The organism is Oceanobacillus neutriphilus, from assembly GCF_014645515.1.
GTDB lineage: Bacteria > Bacillota > Bacilli > Bacillales > Amphibacillaceae > Oceanobacillus > Oceanobacillus neutriphilus.
The window spans coordinates 236,115-257,034 of sequence record NZ_BMLW01000009.1 but is presented as its reverse complement, the minus strand read 5'-3'; the positions used below and the strand labels follow the sequence as shown (position 1 = coordinate 257,034).

19 protein-coding genes are annotated in these 20,920 nt (G+C 36.5%); 5 read left to right on the top strand and 14 right to left on the bottom strand.

Annotation, left to right across the window (positions count from 1 at the left end; translation table 11 throughout):
- Positions 1-14: 14 nt before the first annotated feature.
- From IEX29_RS16215 to IEX29_RS16205, 3 genes are all read right to left on the bottom strand, one after another.
- Entirely contained in the window at positions 15-1,127 is a 1,113-nt protein-coding gene (locus IEX29_RS16215) for a zinc metalloprotease (RefSeq protein ID WP_188735406.1), read from the bottom strand.
- A 373-nt stretch (positions 1,128-1,500) separates the two neighbouring features.
- Complete coding sequence (locus IEX29_RS16210; RefSeq protein WP_188735405.1) at positions 1,501-1,689, bottom strand: hypothetical protein; 189 nt, start codon at positions 1,687-1,689, stop codon at positions 1,501-1,503.
- Between the two features lie 248 nt (positions 1,690-1,937).
- Positions 1,938-3,359 (bottom strand): MDR family MFS transporter, encoded by a 1,422-nt coding sequence (locus IEX29_RS16205; protein WP_188735404.1) that lies wholly within the window; start codon positions 3,357-3,359, stop codon positions 1,938-1,940.
- 142 nt (positions 3,360-3,501) lie between these two features.
- On the opposite strand from IEX29_RS16205, the gene IEX29_RS27250 reads away from it, so the two are divergent.
- Both IEX29_RS27250 and IEX29_RS16195 read left to right on the top strand, forming a co-directional pair.
- Entirely contained in the window at positions 3,502-3,843 is a 342-nt protein-coding gene (locus tag IEX29_RS27250) for a TIGR04104 family putative zinc finger protein (RefSeq protein ID WP_373290688.1), read from the top strand.
- Between the two features lie 235 nt (positions 3,844-4,078).
- Positions 4,079-4,276, top strand: coding sequence for a DUF2188 domain-containing protein (locus tag IEX29_RS16195; protein ID WP_188735402.1), 198 nt, complete (start codon positions 4,079-4,081; stop codon positions 4,274-4,276).
- A gap of 216 nt (positions 4,277-4,492) precedes the next feature.
- Here the strand turns inward: IEX29_RS16195 and IEX29_RS16190 are convergent, their stop codons facing one another.
- On the bottom strand, positions 4,493-5,641 hold the full coding sequence (locus IEX29_RS16190; RefSeq protein ID WP_373290687.1) for a 5-methyltetrahydropteroyltriglutamate--homocysteine S-methyltransferase: 1,149 nt from the start codon (positions 5,639-5,641) through the stop codon (positions 4,493-4,495).
- Between the two features lie 265 nt (positions 5,642-5,906).
- Between IEX29_RS16190 and IEX29_RS27245 the strand changes: the two genes are divergently transcribed.
- Entirely contained in the window at positions 5,907-5,990 is an 84-nt protein-coding gene (locus IEX29_RS27245) for a putative holin-like toxin (protein WP_373290689.1), read from the top strand.
- 211 nt (positions 5,991-6,201) lie between these two features.
- Here the strand turns inward: IEX29_RS27245 and IEX29_RS16185 are convergent, their stop codons facing one another.
- The gene (locus IEX29_RS16185) at positions 6,202-7,347 is read right to left on the bottom strand and encodes a 5-methyltetrahydropteroyltriglutamate--homocysteine S-methyltransferase (protein WP_373290686.1); all 1,146 of its coding nucleotides are present in this window, start codon (positions 7,345-7,347) and stop codon (positions 6,202-6,204) included.
- A 610-nt stretch (positions 7,348-7,957) separates the two neighbouring features.
- Between IEX29_RS16185 and IEX29_RS16180 the strand changes: the two genes are divergently transcribed.
- Positions 7,958-8,731 carry a GNAT family N-acetyltransferase gene (locus IEX29_RS16180; protein ID WP_188735399.1) on the top strand — a complete coding sequence of 258 codons (774 nt, stop codon included), beginning with the start codon at positions 7,958-7,960 and terminating at the stop codon, positions 8,729-8,731.
- Positions 8,732-8,863: 132 nt separating this feature from the next.
- On the opposite strand, the gene IEX29_RS16175 is transcribed toward IEX29_RS16180, so the two are convergent.
- From IEX29_RS16175 to IEX29_RS16165, 3 genes are all read right to left on the bottom strand, one after another.
- Positions 8,864-9,784 (bottom strand): LysR family transcriptional regulator, encoded by a 921-nt coding sequence (locus IEX29_RS16175; RefSeq protein ID WP_188735398.1) that lies wholly within the window; start codon positions 9,782-9,784, stop codon positions 8,864-8,866.
- 73 nt (positions 9,785-9,857) lie between these two features.
- Complete coding sequence (locus tag IEX29_RS16170; RefSeq protein ID WP_188735397.1) at positions 9,858-10,265, bottom strand: DUF2569 family protein; 408 nt, start codon at positions 10,263-10,265, stop codon at positions 9,858-9,860.
- Between the two features lie 183 nt (positions 10,266-10,448).
- A complete protein-coding gene (locus IEX29_RS16165) occupies positions 10,449-11,684 on the bottom strand; it encodes an MFS transporter (protein ID WP_188735396.1) in 1,236 nt (411 codons plus the stop codon).
- A 121-nt stretch (positions 11,685-11,805) separates the two neighbouring features.
- Between IEX29_RS16165 and IEX29_RS16160 the strand changes: the two genes are divergently transcribed.
- Positions 11,806-13,536: an ABC transporter substrate-binding protein gene (locus IEX29_RS16160; RefSeq protein WP_188735395.1), complete on the top strand. Its 1,731-nt coding sequence runs from the start codon at positions 11,806-11,808 to the stop codon at positions 13,534-13,536.
- 323 nt (positions 13,537-13,859) lie between these two features.
- Here IEX29_RS16160 and IEX29_RS16155 read toward each other — a convergent pair whose 3' ends face one another.
- From IEX29_RS16155 to IEX29_RS16130, 6 genes are all read right to left on the bottom strand, one after another.
- Positions 13,860-14,495 carry a YesL family protein gene (locus IEX29_RS16155; protein WP_188735394.1) on the bottom strand — a complete coding sequence of 212 codons (636 nt, stop codon included), beginning with the start codon at positions 14,493-14,495 and terminating at the stop codon, positions 13,860-13,862.
- Positions 14,496-14,746: 251 nt separating this feature from the next.
- Positions 14,747-15,709, bottom strand: a complete 963-nt coding sequence (locus IEX29_RS16150) for a carbohydrate kinase family protein (RefSeq protein WP_188735393.1) — start codon at positions 15,707-15,709, stop codon at positions 14,747-14,749.
- Complete coding sequence (gene melA, locus IEX29_RS16145; protein ID WP_188735392.1) at positions 15,706-17,007, bottom strand: alpha-galactosidase; 1,302 nt, start codon at positions 17,005-17,007, stop codon at positions 15,706-15,708. The genes IEX29_RS16150 and melA overlap by 4 nt, the downstream gene beginning before the upstream one ends.
- A gap of 353 nt (positions 17,008-17,360) precedes the next feature.
- Positions 17,361-18,680, bottom strand: coding sequence for an ABC transporter substrate-binding protein (locus IEX29_RS16140; protein WP_188735391.1), 1,320 nt, complete (start codon positions 18,678-18,680; stop codon positions 17,361-17,363).
- A 222-nt stretch (positions 18,681-18,902) separates the two neighbouring features.
- Entirely contained in the window at positions 18,903-19,736 is an 834-nt protein-coding gene (locus IEX29_RS16135) for a carbohydrate ABC transporter permease (protein ID WP_188735390.1), read from the bottom strand.
- A 4-nt stretch (positions 19,737-19,740) separates the two neighbouring features.
- On the bottom strand, positions 19,741-20,421 hold the full coding sequence (locus tag IEX29_RS16130) for a carbohydrate ABC transporter permease (protein WP_229720252.1): 681 nt from the start codon (positions 20,419-20,421) through the stop codon (positions 19,741-19,743).
- Positions 20,422-20,920: the final 499 nt, after the last annotated feature.

Below are 20,920 nucleotides of genomic sequence, written 5' to 3'. Positions count from 1 at the left end.
CTCTCATACTAATATTACTGATTGAGTAATTTTTCTTCAAAATCTGCCCTTGACCATTGATTATCTTCCCCAGCTAGCTCATTTATTTTTATATCTTCAGTTTCTAATATTTTTCCAGTTGGTCCACCTATAGGAAAATAATCATAAGGTACTTCATAATTATAATCTGCCGGATCAACTTTTTCTAAAAAAAGATAATAAGATTGATCTTCTTTAACTACTTCATTGTTAAAAACAGAATATTCATTAGTGCCTTGATAGCGTCCTCCAATATCTCCCATCTTAATTGTGTGATTTTCTTGAAAATTTTGAGTTTCAATGCTATTTTTGTATACTTCACTAATATCTAAATCATTAATTGTATATGGTTCTTCACTATTAGTTAGTTCTATTATATTAGTTTGTGTTGGTATTGCCTTTACTACTAAATCACTTTTTTCATACATTTCTTCCAAGTTATCATACTGTATCCAGTCTATAATTGCTTCTGGTTGATCTGGTTGATCTGTATCAGTGATATTTGATGAGGTAGAGCCTAGTCCAGAATTAGTATAACGAAACTCAATCCATTCAATGTCACTACTTTGCACTGTAGAATAACCATTCCATCCTTGTTGCATTATAGATACTCTACTGGAGTTAGAAGGATGAGCAAGCCCCAACGTATGACCAATTTCGTGGGTAGTAACTTTTTGTCTAACAGCTGTAGGGGTTCCATTATTTATAGAGTTTTCGATAGTTCTAGAGTTTACAATAGCTGATGTGGTTATGAGGGTAGTATCTGAAGTAGATTGCCATGATGGGTTTGTTACAGCTTGTCCCCAAGCATCCATAGCTCTAGAATCGACTACAATATCTAAAAATGGTTGAGGATACTGGGAACTATCCCATGGTACAAAGTCGATATAATTTTGGCTGTTGTCCCAATCATTCACCGAATTTGAAACATTGTAGTTACCACCTGAATCATCTACAATATCGATGTTATATTGTAAATTTGATCTGTCACTTTCACTCCAATAAACGTGCCAATAATCATTTGCAGTTCCATGATGTGCAGTAACCGAACTGAAACTAACTAAAAATCCTGTCAACACCAAAATAATGCTAACACTTAACTTCTTCAAAGCTAATCTCTCCTTTTTTAATTATTAAGACAATTTAAGTCGATATATAAATTGTCTTATATCTTCCATACCCTATTTACTTTTAAATAAAACTGGAATTTTTATAATTATTAAGTCATCGATTTTTCCCTTATAGACCATTCCATGCTCTTATGCTGAGATAATACAGCTTTAATAGAAGAAAAACGCTGAGTTAGTATTATTACACCTAGCGTACTTTCTCCTTTTGTCTTTAACACCTATATGATACAAAATATTATCTGCGTATACGTTAGGTCTACCTACTTTTTCAGTAATATACTTCCATTTTCTACTTTGTTTCTTTTTATAATAAACCGTTCTGGATAAAGCTAGTTCCATATACACATTTACATCACTCAGATAATCCCCACCAACGCTTCGATTCAATTATTTTCTTAAATTCTTCGGGCAATTCATTTAAGTATTTATGAAAATGTTCAATCATATCTTTCGCTATAAGCGCCTTCATTGCATAGTGGTCCATTTTACTATGATTTGTACTTGTATTTCCTAATGTAATATCTGAAATAGTTGATGTCATTGATGGAGTTGCACTTTTATTGCTAAAACCTCCATCTTAAAATAACATTTTATCTATTTTCCCTGTATATATTCAACATAAAACTCACAATCCTTAATTAAAATCACGTCAATATCTTCCTTTTTTAAAGCTTTCTCGATTTCCAACCGAATATAAGATTTAAGCTCTTTGACATACTACCTGCGATTTCTTTCCTTTATAAAAACCCTCGTTTCTTCCATAAGAACTAACGAGGATTTTTAATGTTTTTATGATACATGATTTTCCTTCTCTATTTTTGCCTGCTCGGCCGGAGATGGATCAAATTTGATAAAGAAATAAGCGATTAATGTACATAACGCTAACACAGCAATAACCGCAAAGGCTACATTCACGCCAAAAATATCAGGACGGGTAACTGTTTCACTACCCTCTGTCATCGTGGCGACAGATGTCATGATTGTAACAAGTATCGCTGTTCCAACCGAAGCAGCCACCATCCGCATCGTTCCGTCTAATGCAGCACCGTGCGGAATAAGTTCTCTCGGTAACTGATTCAATGCTGCTGTCTGAATAGGCATCATAATCATTGCCAATCCAAGCATCCGCACTGTATACATGGTAATGACAAAAGTAAAGGTCGTGTTAACATCAAGAAACATAAATGGAACAGTTGCCAAAGTAATAATTATCAACCCAGGCAAAACAATCCATCTTCCACCAATTCTATCAAACAACCTGCCGACAAATGGTCCCAGCAAGCCAGTAATTAAAGCGCCAGGCAACATGGATAGTCCAGCTTCAAACGCAGTAAAGTCCCGCATATTTTGCATAAAAAGCGGAATTAATGTCTCCGTTCCGATCAGCCCCATAAACGTAATCGAACCAATAAATACACTGAATGGGAATATAGCATACTTAAATACTCTAAATTCAAGCATTGGATGTCTCAATTTAAGCTGACGCAAAATAAATAGAATCAGAGAAAGAATACCAATAGCCAGCGTAATCAGTGTAATTGGTGCTCCCCAGCCAAAGTTTCCTGCGTTGGTAACACCATAAAGAATTCCCCCAAAACCAAATGAGGATAGAATAACAGAAAGAATATCAAACTTGGTTTTCTTCACTTCTGTTACATTGCGTAAGGCAAAGAATGCGATAATAATATCGATAATAGCAATCGGTAAAATAATAAAAAATAATACACGCCATGTATAATGCTCTGTTACCCAGCCTGAAATAACAGGTCCAATTGCAGGTGCAAAGGAAATCACCAGTCCAATTAATCCCATGACAGAGCCTCTTTTATTAATAGGAAATATTAATAAAAATACAGTTGTCATTAATGGCATCATAACTCCAGCTCCCAAAGACTGGATAACTCTGGCCATAATTAAAAATTCAAAATTCGGCGCAATTCCGCCAATTAGTGTTCCAACAGCAAACACACTCATTGCAGTTAAAAAAAGCTGCCTCGTTGTAAAACGTTCAATTAAAAAAGCACTGACAGGAATCATAATCCCATTGACCAGCATAAATACGGTTGTCAGCCATTGTGCGCTGTTCGGCGTCACACCCATTTCATTGATAATCGGCGGTATCGCAGTAATCATCAATGTCTGGTTTAAAATAGAAATAAAAGCCCCCGCCAGCAGCAATGCCACAACGGTTGGCCTATGTATTTGATTCATCCATCTATATCCCCTTGCAATTATATTTTATTTTTGTTTTCGAAATACTAATCAACTTATTATAGATTAAAGGAAAAGCTGAAAAGATGCTAGCTTTTTTTTTTGCTTCATCTATCTAAGAAATGAAATCTCATTTCCCAGTATGTTACCATATTCATATAATTATCTGATGAGAGGTCTGATTTTTATGCCAACCTGCCAACATTGTCGCCAAAGATGGACCTGGAAACAAACAATGAAAACAACCACAACCATAGACACCGCTTATACTTGTCCTTATTGTGGAGAAAAACAATACGCTACTAAAAAATCAAGAACAAAATTTTATTTCTTGACATTTATTCCTTTGATAGCTCTTCTTCTAAACTTCTTTCATATACCCGTGTGGTTTATTTTCAGCTGGCTTATCCTTGGGGGCATTGCTGTTCTTAGTCTCTTTCCTGCAATGCTGAAGCTGACAAATAATGAGGAGTTCTACTTTTGACTTTATGTTGGTTGCTACATGCCAAGGAGATGTAAATTAGAAAACTATTTGAAATGAACAGGTACCTGACACCTTTGTTTCTATATCAATATTCCAATAAAATATTTGAATACAACATATATCCCACAATTGCTCTTCACCGTTAAGAATCGGGAAATTTCTTCTTATATCATGTTTTACTCACTCAAACAAAGGGAAAACTTTCTTTAACATCGCTATAAAGGAGTTGGACAAAATGAAAACATTCAGTGTAGTACCAAATGCAGATGAAACGAGCTGGATTGTAAAACTGGAGGACGTCGCACCGGAAGAAGTTTATGGCTCAAAAGATGATGCCATTTCTGCTGCAGAACAAATGGCGAAGGAGCATACACCAAGCAAGGTGGAAATCAGGGATAAGGACGACAATATCCAAGAAGAAAAAAACTTCTAGAATTTTACGTTTCAAATGTAAGGTTACTGTCCTATTAACTCAATAAATGTAGAAAAGGAAGCGCTGGGAGTAGTGCTTCCTTTTTCTACATTTCCGTTGAATGAATGCTTTTATTAAAATTGAATATACAAAAATAGATGTAAATAGAGTTTAAAAAACTCTTCTCTATTGTCTTGGTATCTAGAAAAAATCTACGCTGTTATTTTCGTCAAACACCTAAACGCACTCATTTCCCCAAACTTCCTCAGCAATTCCCCTTACTAAACGCAATTTATCCCATTGCTGTTCTTCCGTAAGAATATTTCCTTCCTCCGTTGATGCAAAACCGCATTGCGGACTTACACATAAACGCTCGATTGGCACATACTTTGATGCTTCTTCGATACGCCCTTTAATTTGTTCCTTATCCTCTAACTCCGGAAGCTTGGAAGAAAATAATCCTAACACCACAAGCTTATCATCACTTACATTGACCAATGATTCAAACCCGCCTGCACGCTCCGTATCAAATTCTAAGTAGTAGGCTTTTACTTTCTCTCTTCCAAATAAATGCTTAGCAATGGCATCATAAGCACCGGATGAAAACCATTTAGAATGATAGTTTCCACGGCACACATGCGTCGTAATAATTAAATCCTCCGGTTGATTTTCAATTACTTTATTATTTAAGTTCACATATAAGGAACCAATTTCTTCTATATTTGAATCATCATCACGGCTGGTCCAGTGGTTTTTACCAACAAGTCTTCCCCAAGTACAATCATCCAGCTGTAAATTCCTGCAGCCTGCAGCATATAAATCCTTAATAACTGTTCGATAAGCAGCAGCAATGTCTTCCACCAGTTCATTTAAGTCCGGATAGATGCTTTTCGTTATTTCTGCGTTATCAGGTCGTTGTGATTCGGATAAAAACTGGGCCGGGGCCGGAATGGTTTGTCTGGCAACCGCTTCGTCATCCGCAAATTGCTGCACAAATTTAAAATGCTCGACAAACGGATGATTTTCTCCGCTGATTTTTTCTGTTAAACGGGCTGTTTCCGCACGAGTTTCTTCACCTTTAAACTGATAGCCTTGATGAAGCTCCTGTTTTTTCACACCTTGCAGTCCCCACATAAAATCAAGATGCCACCAGGAACGGCGAAATTCTCCGTCTGTAATTGCTTTTAACCCAACTCCTTTCTGCTTCTGGATTAAATCCTTAATTGCTTCATCTTCCACCACTTTTAAATCCTGCTCAGTGATATTTCCTTTTGCAAAAGCTGCACGGGCTTCCTTTAATTTTTCCGGTCTCAGGAAGCTTCCCACATTATCAAAACGGAATGGTGTTTCTGCACGTACGCCTTCTTTACTCACTACTTCCATCACTAATCTCTCCCTCGTTTCATTGGTTGTAGATTAGTCTATCACAGTAAATTCATTATCAGATAACACCTAAAATCTATCGTTTGTTATAGCTTTAACCTATGGATATGCACTAAAAAGTAGTGATTCATAGCAGTCAACAAGTAACGAACTTACATTCCAATAATATAACTTTCTAATCAATTCTATGTTATAATAATAAAACAATAGTAAACGGCTTCTTCAAGGGTGGCCGGCACATTCCCTGCAGAAAGGGGGTGATGCTGTTATGACAGTTTTTGAAGCTTTAATGTTAGCAATTGCTTTTGCTTCCTTAATTATTGCAGTACTGTCATTTAATCACAAAAAATAATCCACCCTTGAGTTTAGCGACTAAAGTGGATTATTTCTGCTACTATGCTGATCCCTTTAAAGGGAGCCTGCTATTGTCTTACCGTTCGTGTTACAGCACGAGCGGTATTCTTTTATTATATTTATTTCTATAGCTATTATACCTTATTTTATTTATTTTTAAAAGTTCTTTCATTTGAAAGGTAATCAAGCTAAATTTCCTCTATGCTGTTCTAAATCCTTTTTCCCCAGACTTCCTCAGCAACTTCTCTTACTAAACGCAATTTATCCCATTGCTGTTCTTCCGTAAGAATATTTCCTTCTTCTGTTGAAGCAAAACCACATTGCGGGCTTACACATAACCGTTCAATTGGCACATATTTTGATGCTTCTTCGATACGCTTCTTGATTTGTTCCTTATCCTCAAGCTCTGGAAGCTTAGAGGAGAATAACCCTAACACAACAAGCTTATCATCACTTGCATTGACTAATGATTCAAACCCGCCTGCACGCTCTGTATCAAACTCCAAGTAGTAGGCTCTTACTTTCTCCTGTGCAAATAAAATTTTAGCAATCGCGTCATAAGCTCCGGATGAAGCCCATTTGGAATGATAGTTCCCCCGGCATACATGTGTTGTAATGATTAAATCCTCTGGATGATTTTCAATTGCTTTATTATTTAAATTCACGTAAAGTGTACCGATATCTTCTACATTCGCACCATCATGACGGCTGGCCCAGTATTTTTCATCGACAAGCATTCCCCATGTGCAATCATCCACCTGCAGATTTCTACATCCCGCTTTATATAAATCCTGGATAACTGTACGATATGCCGCTGCGATATCTTCTACTAATTCGTCCTGGTTCGGATAAAGCTTATTCGTTACTTCCACGTTTTCCGGACGCTGTAATTCTACTAAAAATTGTGCAGGAGCAGGGATTGTTTGCCTTGCCACCACTTCATCATCAGCAAATTGCTGAACATATTGGAAATGCTCCACAAACGGATGATTTTCACCATTGATTTTTCCTGTTAAACCAGCTGTTTCCGGACGCGTTTCTTCTCCTTTAAATTTATAACCTTGTGCAATCTCCTGCTTCTCTACACCTTGCAGCCCCCACATAAAATCAAGATGCCACCAGGAACGGCGGAACTCTCCGTCTGTAATTGCTTTTAATCCAACTTCTTTCTGCTTCTGGATTAAATCCTTAATTGCTTCATCTTCTACCGTTTTTAACTCCTGCTCAGAAATACTTCCTTTTGCAAAAGCTGCACGGGCTTCCTTTAATTTTTCCGGTCGCAGGAAGCTTCCCACGTTATCAAAACGGAATGGTGTTTCTGCACGTACGCCTTCTTTACTCGCTACTGTCATCACTAATCTCTCCCTCGCTTTATTGATTGTAGATTAGTCTATCACAGAAAATCCACTATCAGGCAACATCTAAAATCTATCGTTTGTTATAGCTTTAAGTTATAAGTAAGTGATTCCTGCCAGCGTGCCAGAAAACATATATTCTATGAAAGCATTGATTTTAAATCATTGGTATGATAATATTTCCTCAATGTTATTAATGGGAGGTGAGACCATGCAATCCATAAACTTAATGAAGTTAACCTTGGAAATTGAATTATCGTGTCTCACCCATTCGAATTGTTAGAAATTGATTGATGATACGCAACTTGTTGAAAGCATCTATATTCTGAATCAGCAATTAATCCACAGGGTTATTTTATATAAAATAATCCTGTGGATTTTTGTTTTTTCAGGACACCATGCTAAACAAATACTTGACACCCTTGGTTACTTCTCTTTGGGGGTGACCGGCTAGAATAACTGCTTTAGATATTATTAATTGACAGTCAGTGAAGAAGGTAAAAATAAAAAGGATAATTCCATAAGCCTGAATGAAAGAATTTTAACATTTAGTTTAGAAATCATTGTGGACAAACGGAATTAAATAATACTTTGAGAGAAGAGGAATTAAATGATCTATAAGGCAAATACAGAAGTAAAGAAAAAATTGGTACCTATGTTTGAAAATATGGATAGCACGATTATTCTTTCTTATATGCAAGGATATATGGGAGATGCTTGGGTAGATAATCTTGATAATCCAACGGTTGCTCAGATTACTGTGGGAATCTTTGTATTTTATGCTGGTGATTCCACTGCTAATGAAGCTGTCGAACTGCTTTACAACCTTCCAGAATTTGCACTTGTAATTGCTGAATCTGACGAATGGAAGTCCCGTATAGAAACTGTTCATAGAGGTAAGAATGAGAAATTTCCACGATATAGATTTGAAAAGAATCCAGAGCATTTAAGTAAGACACATCTACTGAACCTGATGTCTTCTTTACCTGAAGGTTATGAAATTAAGAAAGTGGATAGCAATATAGCCACTGCTCCATCATTTCAGAAGTTGTCAGAGGACTTTATAAGTCAATTTAAATCCATAGATGATTTTATTAGAAGAGGTACAGGCCATGCCATAATCCATAACAGAAAGGTTGTTGCTGCAGCGACATCCTTCAGTGTATATGATGATGGTATTGAGATTGAAATTGCTACACACCCGGGATATAGAAGAAAAGGTTTGGCAACTGCAGCAGCCTCTTCACTAATCTTAGACTGCCTTGATAATGGAAGGTATCCAAGTTGGGATGGAGCAAATATTGAATCTGCTGAACTAGCAAAAAAATTGGGCTATGTATTTAAAGAAACATACGATACTTATTTTATTAATCAAAATAAATAATAAGTATATGAAGAAATATGTCGTTTAATCACAAAAAATAATCCACTCTTGAACTTAGCGACCGATGTGGATTATTTCTACTAATATGCTGCCGTTCGTGTTGCTGCACGAGCGGTATTTTTTATTATATTTCTATAATAAATTCTGCCGTTCTTCCTCAATACTTGTCTGCAAATACGCAATATATGTTTCCGCCATTGGACTAAGCTCAATATCCTTATGCACAATATACCCGACATTAATGATTTCATCGACTTTCAAAGGCACTGCAATAATATTATCGCCATTCAGCTTTTGGCTGATAACCCCTGTAGATATCGTATAGCCATTAAGGCCAATCAATAGATTAAACATTGTCGCACGGTCACGGACATGAATATTTTTCGGTCGGGTCAACGTGCTTAGAATCTCTTCTGAAAAATAAAATGAATTATAATCCCCTTGTTCATACAGCAGATAAGGGTAGGGCTCTAAATCCTCCAGAGTAACATAATCTTTCTCCGCCAATGGATTATCCCCGCTGATAAACACATGCGGGGTTGCTTCAAATAAACGATGGAAGGCTAAATTACCTTCCCTTAAAAATTTCCGGATTACCTGCTCGTTGAAATCATTGATATACATAATCCCGATTTCACTGTTTAAATTTTTGACATCTTCAATGATTTCATATGTCCTTGTTTCCCGAAATGTAAAATCATATTCATCCCGGTCATAATCCTTTAACAGACGGACAAAGGCACTGACCGCAAAAGCATAGTGCTGGGCAGAAACAGCAAAATGATGCTGTGGCGCTGCATTATTGGAGTAACGGTTTTCCAGGAGCTCTGCCTGTTCCAGAACCTGCCTGGCATAGCCTAAAAACTCAGACCCTTCCTTCGTTACATGAATCCCCTTATTGGTACGTGAAAATATTTTAATGCCAATTTCTTTTTCCAATTCCTTCAATGCATTGGACAAGCTCGGTTGACTGATAAACAGAACTTGGGCTGCTTTAGAAATGGATCGGCTTCTTGCTACTTCTATGACATATTTTAATTGTTGTAAGGTCATCTCTTTCCTCCCTTATAAAAAGACCACTAAAAAAATTGCTGCACTTTCTTCATCCTTTACTATTTAACCCCCATCAATTGGTGAAAGTCGCTTTGACACGCCGGGATCTGATGAAATATAAAATCCAAAGGACACTGGGCAGAATAGAACCACCGCCTGTTTCTCCTTCCATAAACAGGTCAGGAAGATGCGATAAAATATTAATCGTATAAGCTGTTATCATCAGCTTTGGTAATATTCGTTTCCTTTTGATCCATGAATATATGATGAAAAGATAGAAGAATATCAAAATGATGTTCGTTATGTAGATAGCTAAATCGTAATTCCCTAAATAAGCCGGATTAACAGCTATGACAATATATACTGCCACAACTATATTAAGAATCATCATGATGGCTGGGAGAATAAGCCAACCAGCTACAATGGCATAAGGAGAATCTGTTCTAAATTCAGGCTGATTTTCTGCATTTTTTTCTTCCAATGATACGTCCCCTTTTTTACTTCGTTTAGACTCAATATAGCAAATTCAGGGTATTCCTTCAACTGTTTATTAGACTGGGAGAACTATTTTCCGCGCCCTCTTCCCAACATTTCTGCATGCGTTATACATTTGGACTAATACAGAATATAGCATGGAGTAAACCATTAAAACAGGATGTCTACTTTACTCTACTTTCCGGAAGGGATGCCTGGACAGCCAAATAAACAGGGTAAGAAAAATAGCTGCTGAAAATATGAATAATAATGGAATTGGAAGCCACTCCGCCCATATTCCTGCAATAAATAAACCTAATGGCAGCGTCAGTTTCATAAACATAGAAGATGTTCCGGCAACCCTGCCCAGCATATGGTTTGGAGTTACCTCCTGCCGGATAGCCAGATAAATAATATTGGATATAACAGTTGAAAAAGTACGGATAGCTAAGCTGATTCCTAATACCCACCACGTATTTGCAATAATAAGAAGTACCATTGCAATAACATCAACAAGTCTAAAGCTGGTAAAAATTCTCCCTCGGTTAATTTTTTTACGCAGCGGTTTAACAGCTAAAGCTCCCAATAAACCGCCAAGCGAAGAAATGGAAAACATTAAACCAATTTCTCTTTCTGAAGCCTGCAACTGATCAGCTGCATAAAAGACAAGCACACCAATAACAAGGCTCATTGCCAAATTAATAAAGATAATCGTGATAGTTGGCGTAAGCAGGGTTTTATTTCGAAACAGCTCTTCCCATCCTTCTTTAATTTCAAGCTTCCAGCTCCTTGCATGTTCTGGTTTCTGAAGCTTGTTCCCGGGAATTTCAACAAACTGCACACAAATAAATAAAAGAACTAAACTCGCAGTATAAATAGACAGCACTGATGCAGTCGTCATCATGCTTAATAGCATTCCGGCAAGCCCGGGTCCGACTGTTTGAATAAATGTTCCTACAAAGGAAAGTCTTGCGTTTGCTGACGTAAGCTGTTCTTTGGAAACAATCTGCGGCATGACAGAATGATTCGCATTTCCAAATGTATAGCCCGCTGAAGATAAGATAAAGCCAAGAATATATAAATGCCACACCTGCATCGTATTGGATAAAAGAAGAAGAATCATCCCCAGCGAAGCAGTAACGGAAATAAGACTTGTCCAGCGCATCATCGTTTTCCGATTTACCCGGTCGACCAGTACTCCGGCAATAATCCCGAGAAAAATATTTGGAAAAAAATCGATAGCCCGCATCGTACTCATCGCCAGAGCAGACTCTGTCATACTGTAAATTAACAACGGGATAGCTAAAATATACATCTGCATGCCGATGCTCTGTATAGTGGTTCCTCCCCATAGAAGCAGAAAATTTTTATTCCTCCATAAAGAAGCAGGCTCTTCTTTCTCCTGCATAGCCTGATTTGATTTCATTCCATCAACTCTCCCTCTGTTGTCTACTATTTACTTTTAGTGTAAATCGTGAAAAGATGAATAAAAAGTGATCATTATAAATAATTATTGTTCACCTTTTAATATAGAAAGGAGTGGACTAATGAAATATCATAAATATGCGTCTAAGCTGCTAGATTATTTCAATCCAGAACATAGAATGGAAACGACAATTGCGGATCTGGCCATCAGCTTTCAATGCTCCGAAAGACATACCAAGACGATTATCCACCATTTAGCGGACAAACAGTGGATAACATGGCAGGTTTCTCAAGGCAGAGGAAAAAAGCCGGCAATTACATTACATTTTGACAAAGAAATTATTCTGCTGGAGCAGGCGAAGGAATGGATAGAAAAGGAAAATTATCAGAAAGGGTTTACGATTGTACACCAAGTAAGTGCTGCCTATAAGGAAAAATTTCGAACCTGGTTTCAGCAGCAAGTTGGGATTACTCAAATCTTATCGGATAATAACGCATCCTTAGATATGCTTCGTTATCCATTTTATCCCGTCCTTTTATGTATGGACCCGCTCTATGCGAGCTCACGTCATGACAGTCATATGATCCAGCAAATTTTTGAACGGCTGGTAGTGTATCATCCGGAAACAGACACTCTTGAACCTCGTATTGCTCATCACTGGGAGAATGAGGCTGGAAAACGATGGATTTTTTATTTACGAAAAAATGTACGATTTCATCATGGCAGGATATTACATGCAAATGATGTAAAAGCTACAATTCTTCGTTTTGAAAAGGATAGTTCCATCCGAAAAAATCTTGACAGGATACAAGTAATCAACCATACAACACTTATATTCCATCTGAATAAGTCCGATTATTTGTTTCCCAGATTACTGGCAGCAGACCGTGCTTCTATTATCCCCGAAGATGTTATGAAGGAAAAAGGAAAGCTTTTTTCCTCAAGCCCAATAGGATGCGGACCTTATCAGCTTACGATGTATAATAAAGAAAAAATTCAACTGGAACGGTTTGAGAATTATTATGGCCTATCTCCCTGGCTGGATAAAGTTGAAATAATTACAGCTTCCGAAGAGTTTTTATCGCAGCAAAAACATCCACTTTTATTGGAGGCACCAGACAGCTCATGGGTAAAAAAATTCAAATATGAACAGGGTGCAGATTTTATCATTCTCAATAGCAGAAAGACTGGACCTTTACAGAACAGCGATTATCGCAGAAATCTATGTAAAGCTATTTTCCCTCCTGATTTTTGTCTGACAGATCAAGGTGAAGTTGTTGCGCAGAGTATGCTTTTAGAAAAATCAATGACTTTACCTAATAAAATTAACCGGACTGCTGACAATCTTGAGCAGGTAACGTTAAAGATTGCAGCACAGCAAATACGAAAAAATGCAAATCATTACCGGGAGGCAGTTATTTTACAAAGACAATTGGAACATATCGGCATTTATTCTGAAATCGATTTACTGTCTAAGGTGGAATGGCAAGACACAAATATATTATTAGACTATGACTTATTTGTTGGCGGGGTTTTCTTATCAGATGATTATTTACTTTCTGCCCTGACATTTATGGAAAGTATGTCTATGCCTCTTTATCCACTGCTTCCTGACAGTGTCCAAAAAGAGATTCAACAAAAGCTCACCAAAATACGGCAATCTAGAAATTCTCAACAGCAATGGGATCTTTATTTTCAATTGGAAAGAGATTTAAAGGAGCAACATTTTATTGTGTTCTTAAACCACCGGGGGCATAGAGTATATGAAGCAGAGGATAGTCTCTATGAAAATATACAGCTTAACAGTAACGGCCGGATTGATTATCGGAAGGTGTGGAAGAAGCCTCTTTAAGAAAACAATATACATCATTGTTTGCGAAGGATAGACTTATGCAGTTAAATCTATAAGTCTATCTTTTAACTTCTTCATACATTTTCATATACAGGCTTAATAAATTTTCCAATTAAATCTATAATAACTAAAGATAATAATGGAACCGAAAAGCTGTCCTGCTTTATTTGTTTTCCATCCAGACCCTCTCCTTTCAATTATCATACAGCAGTATCATTTGGAGAAAGGGAACGCTCTCTCCAAACGCCAATACTAGACTATAGTAATAAATCAATATCACGCAAAAATCAACCTGTAAATTGTCTTTTAAACATAAGAATTACTTATCCTTCTTTGTAGCGATTATTAAACTTCACTTGCAATTTGTCAATACTTCGAAGGGTGAGCCACATCGTAATAAACGCCAACACACTTATGCCAAAGAAAATAAGAAGTGGAGGCATATAGAACATGATAAAATAGGTTATTAAAATACTCACGGCAATTGAAACAATTGCGAACGGATTTAGAATCGCAACTAAAAATGTTTGTTTAAAATATTGAAGTACCTTCAATTCAAAATGTACATAAACCGGGAATAAAAACATCCCAACAAACATGTAAAAAATCAATATAATTAAAAATATATAGGATACGTATGAAAAAAGAATATTACTGCTTCCTTGAAAAACTCTCATATCAATATAAATAACCAATCCGATGATTAAAAATATATATCCGACAGCATTCGCCTTCAAGAACTCATTACGATATGTATTCCAAAATGTCATCCATACAGAAACATTCGTATCTTTTTTAATCCATTGACGTTCTACTGTACAAAGACTAACCGTAGCAGGAAACGCTCCGAACACAACCAATCCCATCAAAGTAAATAAAATCCATAACAGATTTACATAAGCAAGTCGGGTAATCCATTCTGTTATACGATATAAGAACCCAATCCATCCGGAGCCCATCTATATTTCCCCATGTACTTTCAAAGGCATTTGCGCATCATCATAACGATAAATATAACTCATTTAACAGTCCCCTTTTTTATTTTAAAAATCTATTTCTGGATTAATACGTCTTTAAATTATATTTCTCCTATTTAACTACCTTCATGAATGGATCTATACTGATGTTTACTATTTGGTTGTGCTCCAATACAAATAACATTGACTAACAACTTATATTTTCTAATTCCTGATTTGATACATCATTAAAACTATTGAAGAAGTGGTTTATTTCTTTCCATAAATGAGTAGACCTCTTCCAGATCCGGAACGTCTTCCGCACCTCCTACCCGTAAAGTAGCTAGAGCACCGCAAGCATTCGCAAAGTTTAACAGCTCAGTTCCTCTTTTACCTGCAAGATAGGCAAAAATAAGGCCTGCATTAAAAGAATCTCCAGCTCCTGTAGTATCAATCGGATGAACCGAATAACCGTCTTCCCTGATCACTTTATTTCTTAAGAATAGAATTGCACCCTTATCCCCGCATTTTACTGCAATTTCTTTTCTTTCCATAGGTAACTTTTCAAAGATGTTTTGATCGCTCACACCCCCAAAAATATTACGAAACTCATCTTCACTCGGGATAAACAAGTCAGTATATTTTAATAAACGGCCAATCAAATCCACTTTCCAATCTTCCTCTGGATCCCAGCCTGTATCAAAGGATGTACTAACTCCTGCATTTTGTGCATCTGCAAACAATTGTTGCCAGTACGTTTGCATTCCTTTCTGTAAATAGAAAGATCCAAAATGAATATGATCCGCTTCTTTTAGTAACTGTGCCGGCAATTTTTCCGGCAGCATACCAGGGATAGCTCCCATGTATGTTAATAACGCCCGATCCTTCGATGTCGAAAATGATAACGTAACACCGGTCTTACATGTAGACAGTTTTTGAATATATGTCGTATCCACCCCCTTATTATTTAATTTATCTATACAAAATTCACCAAAGTAATCGTCGCCGACAACGCCTACAAATATAACATGCACTCCAAGAGCAGCTAGTGCACATGCCGTAATAGCTGAAGAAGAACCCAGCACCATATCAAATCCATCCACAATTTTTTCACGGTTTAATTCCGGCTTAATTTCTTCTCCACTAATAATGAGATCAACATTTAACTCCCCCACAATAACGACATTTCTTTTAAGAGATTTAATCCTCTCCATCATTTTAAATCTCCAATGTATTCACGCTCCGCCTTAAACAGCTCATCGAACATATTTTTGATTTCTTTAGGGGAGCAAACAGCCGCAGAAAGCGGATCTACCATTAATGCATGCATAGCCATTTCTTTATCTTTATTTAAAACAGCATTTACAGCTAAATCAAAGAAGGCCATATTACTACGGCAAAGTGCAGCTAAATGCTCAGGCAGCTTTCCAAAACGACATGGGTGAATCCCGTTTTGATCCACTAAAGATTCCACTTCAACCACACCATCAGCCGGCAGATTTTCGATAAGACCTTTATTTAAAACATTTCCATATATTACCTTAGGTGTATTCTTGACCATCCCCTCAATAATTATCGCAGCATACTCACCGCTCGGTTTAAGATCAATGCTTTCTTCTCCGGTTATTTTCTTTCTAATTTCCTGATCGTTTTCTTTTCTCCATATCGGCCAATTATTTGCGTAAAAGCCTGTACCACCATTATACCCAGTACTACAGTGCGTATCGATGAGATCCTGACGCTTTCGATAATATGGAACATACTCGGAAAAGTGTCCGCTCGACTCCGATACAAAACTGCCTAAATATTTCATCGCGTCAAACTTAACAGGATCCTTTTTCAAAAAGTCTGGATGTTTAATTTTTTCTTTTAACACTGGATACATATCTTTATCATTATGAAGTAACTTTACAAACCAGGACATGTGATTGATACCCCCAGCCTCCCACTGTAGTTCTTCATAAGGTACATCCAAATATTCAGCTAAATCGTGAGAAGTGTTTTGGATAGAATGACACAGACCCACTACTGGAATAGAGGTTACTTTTGTAGTAGCCAAAGTAACGGCAGACATTGGATTTGTATAATTTAAGATAGTTGCGTTTGGTGATAATTCCTCAATATCCTTTACTATATCCAACCACGCAGGTAACGTTCGTAATGTTTTGAATAATCCACCTGGACCCATCGTATCACCAATGCATTGCTTGACACCGTATTTTAAAGGAATTTCGTATTCATATTTTACAGTTGATAGCCCTGCAACTTCAATTTGATTTATCACAAAGTCGGAATTAGATATAACTTCCTTTCGGTTTGTGGAGGATTCTACCGTCCAATTTTTTCCGGTCTTTTCAACAATCATCTCTACTAGCTTATGCGCTATCTCTAATCGCTCAGCATCTATATCTACAAGAGCAATAGTTCCTTCTTCAATTCCTTCAATCATTAATATATCTACAGTAATTTCTTGTGTAAAAGCACTTCCAGCACCAATTATTGAAATTTTCAACACATAAATCCCCTCCATTATCTTCTAAATACAAAATTAATTCGATGTTATTATTGCTTCTAAGATAACGAGCTAAGTAAATGACTATTAGTCTAACTGCCCGGTTTATCAGCATCTGTTAAAGGAAGTCTCCCTCTTAACAGATGCTGAACGGAACATAGTCTATGCACCTATTAGCAGTACTAAAGTCTTTTTCATAGCTTCAATATAAAGTTTAAATACTTCGTCATGGGAACATTCAATTCCAGTTCTACCATACCAATCTAAACAGTTTCTTCATCTTTTCATTCCACTTCCATTGTTTTAGAAAATTGTGATTATATCAGATTCCCAGTCCACAAGCATTGCCGCATCTTCTAACGTTTTGCATCCCAGAGTTCTGCTATTTCTTCTATAGCTTGTGATAAATCCTTTTTATCATCCAAGGCAGGTTGAAGCTTTTGAACAATATATTCTTCCCATAATTTACTTTTATCTTCAACTCCGTATGGATCATCAATTGATTTGGATTGTAAATCAAAGAAGATTTGTTTATTAAAATCATCAATATCAGGCAGGTAATCATCAAACGCCTGTTTGTTTGCTGGTAAAGATTGACCTTTTTTTGCAATTTCCTTTTGTCCCTCTGGTCCAGCTAACCAGCTTAATAATTTCCATGTATCTTCTTCCTTTTTAGTATAGGGACTCATTGCATAACTTGCCGGTTGCACGACAGTCTTAACCTCACCGTTTTCAAACTTTGGCGGCATCATAATATCGAAATTGATGTCAGCATCCTCTAAAGTATTGATATTCCAACTTCCTATAAATGACATAGCTACCCTTTTTGACCCTAGAATCAAAAAGGAGTCATCCGAAATCTTTTCCATTTCTCCTGTTGAAGGCTCAACATGATATTTTGATTTTAAGTCTTTGAAAAAGTTCAACACTTCCATTTCCTTTGGGCCATCAAGCGCGAGTTTACCATCATCATCTAGTAATCTAGCATTATTTGACCAAAGCTGCGGTTCCAAGACGCCATCCGCTGCACCAGCAGAATCAACTGCAATTCCGTACTGACTAATGCTATCTGGATCGAAAGAGGAACTCAATGCATTATTACCATCCTTATCTAATGTTAACTTTTGTGCAAGTTGAAGTACCTCATCCCAGGACATTTCCTCTTCAGGGTAGTCTACCCCTGCGTTATCAAATAGGTCTTTATTATAAGCCATGGTAATCACGTTAGCATCTCTCGGAAGTGCAAGCTGTTCTCCATCCTTTTGGGTAATTTCCAATACATTTTGTTCAAAGTTTGATGTATCAAACTCGGAGGATTCAATTAGGCTATCCAAATTTTTCAATGCCCCTAGATCGGCATATCTTTGAAAATACATTGGATCCATTTTGAATATATCAGGTAAATCTTTCGAGGAAGCTTGAGAAGTCAGCCACTCCCAATAACTATCCCAAGACTTGTAAACTACTTCAACCTTAATATCCGGGTATTCTTCATTAAACTTTTTAATTAATTCCTTTTCTGATTTTATTTCATCAGCATCTCCCCACATACCAAGGACAATTGCATCAGAATTTTCTGAACCACCTTCACCACTACTGCTTTTATTAGAACAAGCGCTTAAAAGCAGAACAAAAATGAGGAATACGCCAAAAAAGGAAAAAAGTTTATTTCTCATCAAAAAACAGCTCCTCGTATTATAAATTTTAAAATTAAAAATTGCTCTTTGATAACTAAACAATTGTATTACTTAAATTTTTTGTAGATTTCCTTTTGAATTGTTATTACAAATCTTTTATTAGAACTATCCTTCAACCGATATTGACATTGTTTCGGCTTTTTACCGTTATAAAACACCTCCCTAAACCGCCAAAACAAATACAGATTTCAGAAATTCCTTCTATCCTTTTGTTCCAGACAAAACGATTCCTTCTACAAAGTATCTCTGTGCAAAGAAGTAGATAACAGCAATTGGCAGTAAACTTATAAAAGCACCTGCAGCAAGTGCGGGTACATCCTGCGATTGGATACCGATCAAAAGCTGTAAGCCGACACTAATTGTATATTTTGTTTCCGATTGTAAGAAAAGAAACGGTGTAAAGAAGTCTGTCCAAGACTCAACAAACGAAAATATAAAACCTGTCATTAATGCTGGTAAGGAAAGTGGCATTACTACTTTTCTGTACACTGTCCACAGATTTCCCCCATCCATATAGGTCGCTTCATCAAGCGAAAATGGAATGGAAAGAAAAAATTGCCGGAATAGAAAAATGAAATAAGCGTTACCAAAAAATGCTGGTACAATTAGTGGCAGCCAGGTATCGTACCAGCCTATTTGTTTGAAAATTATGAATAGAGGTATTAACGTAATTTGCTCTGGAACCATCAACGTTGCAAGTACAATAGAGAAAAATACAAATTTATACCGCGCCTTCGTTCTAGCAAATCCGAATGCAACAATAGAACTGGAAAGGACTGTTCCAACAGCAAAAGTAGTTGAAACGACAAATGAATTAAAAATCCATCTACCAAATAAAGGTAAGTTTTCAAATAGCCGAACAAAGCCATCAAATGTTATCGGAGAAGGGAACCATTCCGGGGGATAAGCCAATGTTTGACCACGCGTTTTGAGCATTGTCAAAATAAGCCACAGCAAAGGTCCAGCAAAAATGACTAACCCGACTATTAGTATTAGATATTTAAAAAGAGTTTTAAAATACGGGTATCTTTTCATGCGACTACCTCCCCTTGTCCGATTCATAATATACCCAATTGTCTGAGGTCTTCATAATAGCAAAAGTGATTAAGAAAATAATAATAAACAAAATCCAGGATTGAGCCATAGCTAACCCAAAATCAAAATCTTTAAAGGCAGTGTTATAAGTATTTAATAAATAAGTTGTTGAGGCGTAATCCGGACCTCCCTTATTTAACACATATGATTCTGTAAACATTTGGAAATACTGAATACATTGCATAATTAAATTAAACAATATTGTAGGCGTTATCATTGGAAGTGTAATATGAATAAATTGTCGAAATGAACCGGCACCATCAATCTTTGCAGCTTCATAAAGATGGGTCGGTACACCCTTTAAGCCGGCTAAGAAAATCAGAAATCCGTTACCAACAGCCCACATGCCCATTGTAATAATTACAGGCTTAATTAAGTGCACATCCCCAGTCCATTCATAAGGACCTAATCCGACAACACCTATTATTTGGTTAATCACCCCTGTTTTACCATAGAGTATAATCCAAATAACGACTGTTGCGACGGTAGGTACTAGATAAGGAAGATAATATAGCGTTCTAAAAAAGTTAATTCCTTTCACTTCGTTATTTAATACCATGGCTGTCGCTAGCTGAAACGCTACAACTAACGGTGTTCCAATAAAAATAAAATAAATCGTATTCATTAGACTCTTTTTGAATATGGGATCATGTAAAAGACTTTCATAATTTTTAAACCCTATCCATTCTGCTGGAGTAATTGAATTATATTCCGTAAAACTATAAATTATCGAAATTAAAGTTGGACCAGCAAAAAAAGCTAGGAATCCAATAATCCAAGGTGAAATAAAAATATAAAACATTATATTTTGTCTTATCCCGGATTTTATTTTTGATAACATTTTATTCCCTCCCCTTTCCCCCGTTAACATGCTTATACTTTAAAGCTGCATTTCAAACAAGCTCTTTGAAAACCCTTACATAAAAATGCAGGCTTGGTAAACCTGACAATCTTTTTATATATCTGCACTAACGTAAAATGTATGTATACGACTCCAATTAAAGCTTCTTAAAAAATTGATCTTCGTGCTAGCGCACTATCAAGCATATCAAGTCATTGTTTTCAGCTTCATCTTTGATATATTCTTCTAAAAGATTGATTATGGTAAATGTTTTTTACTACCC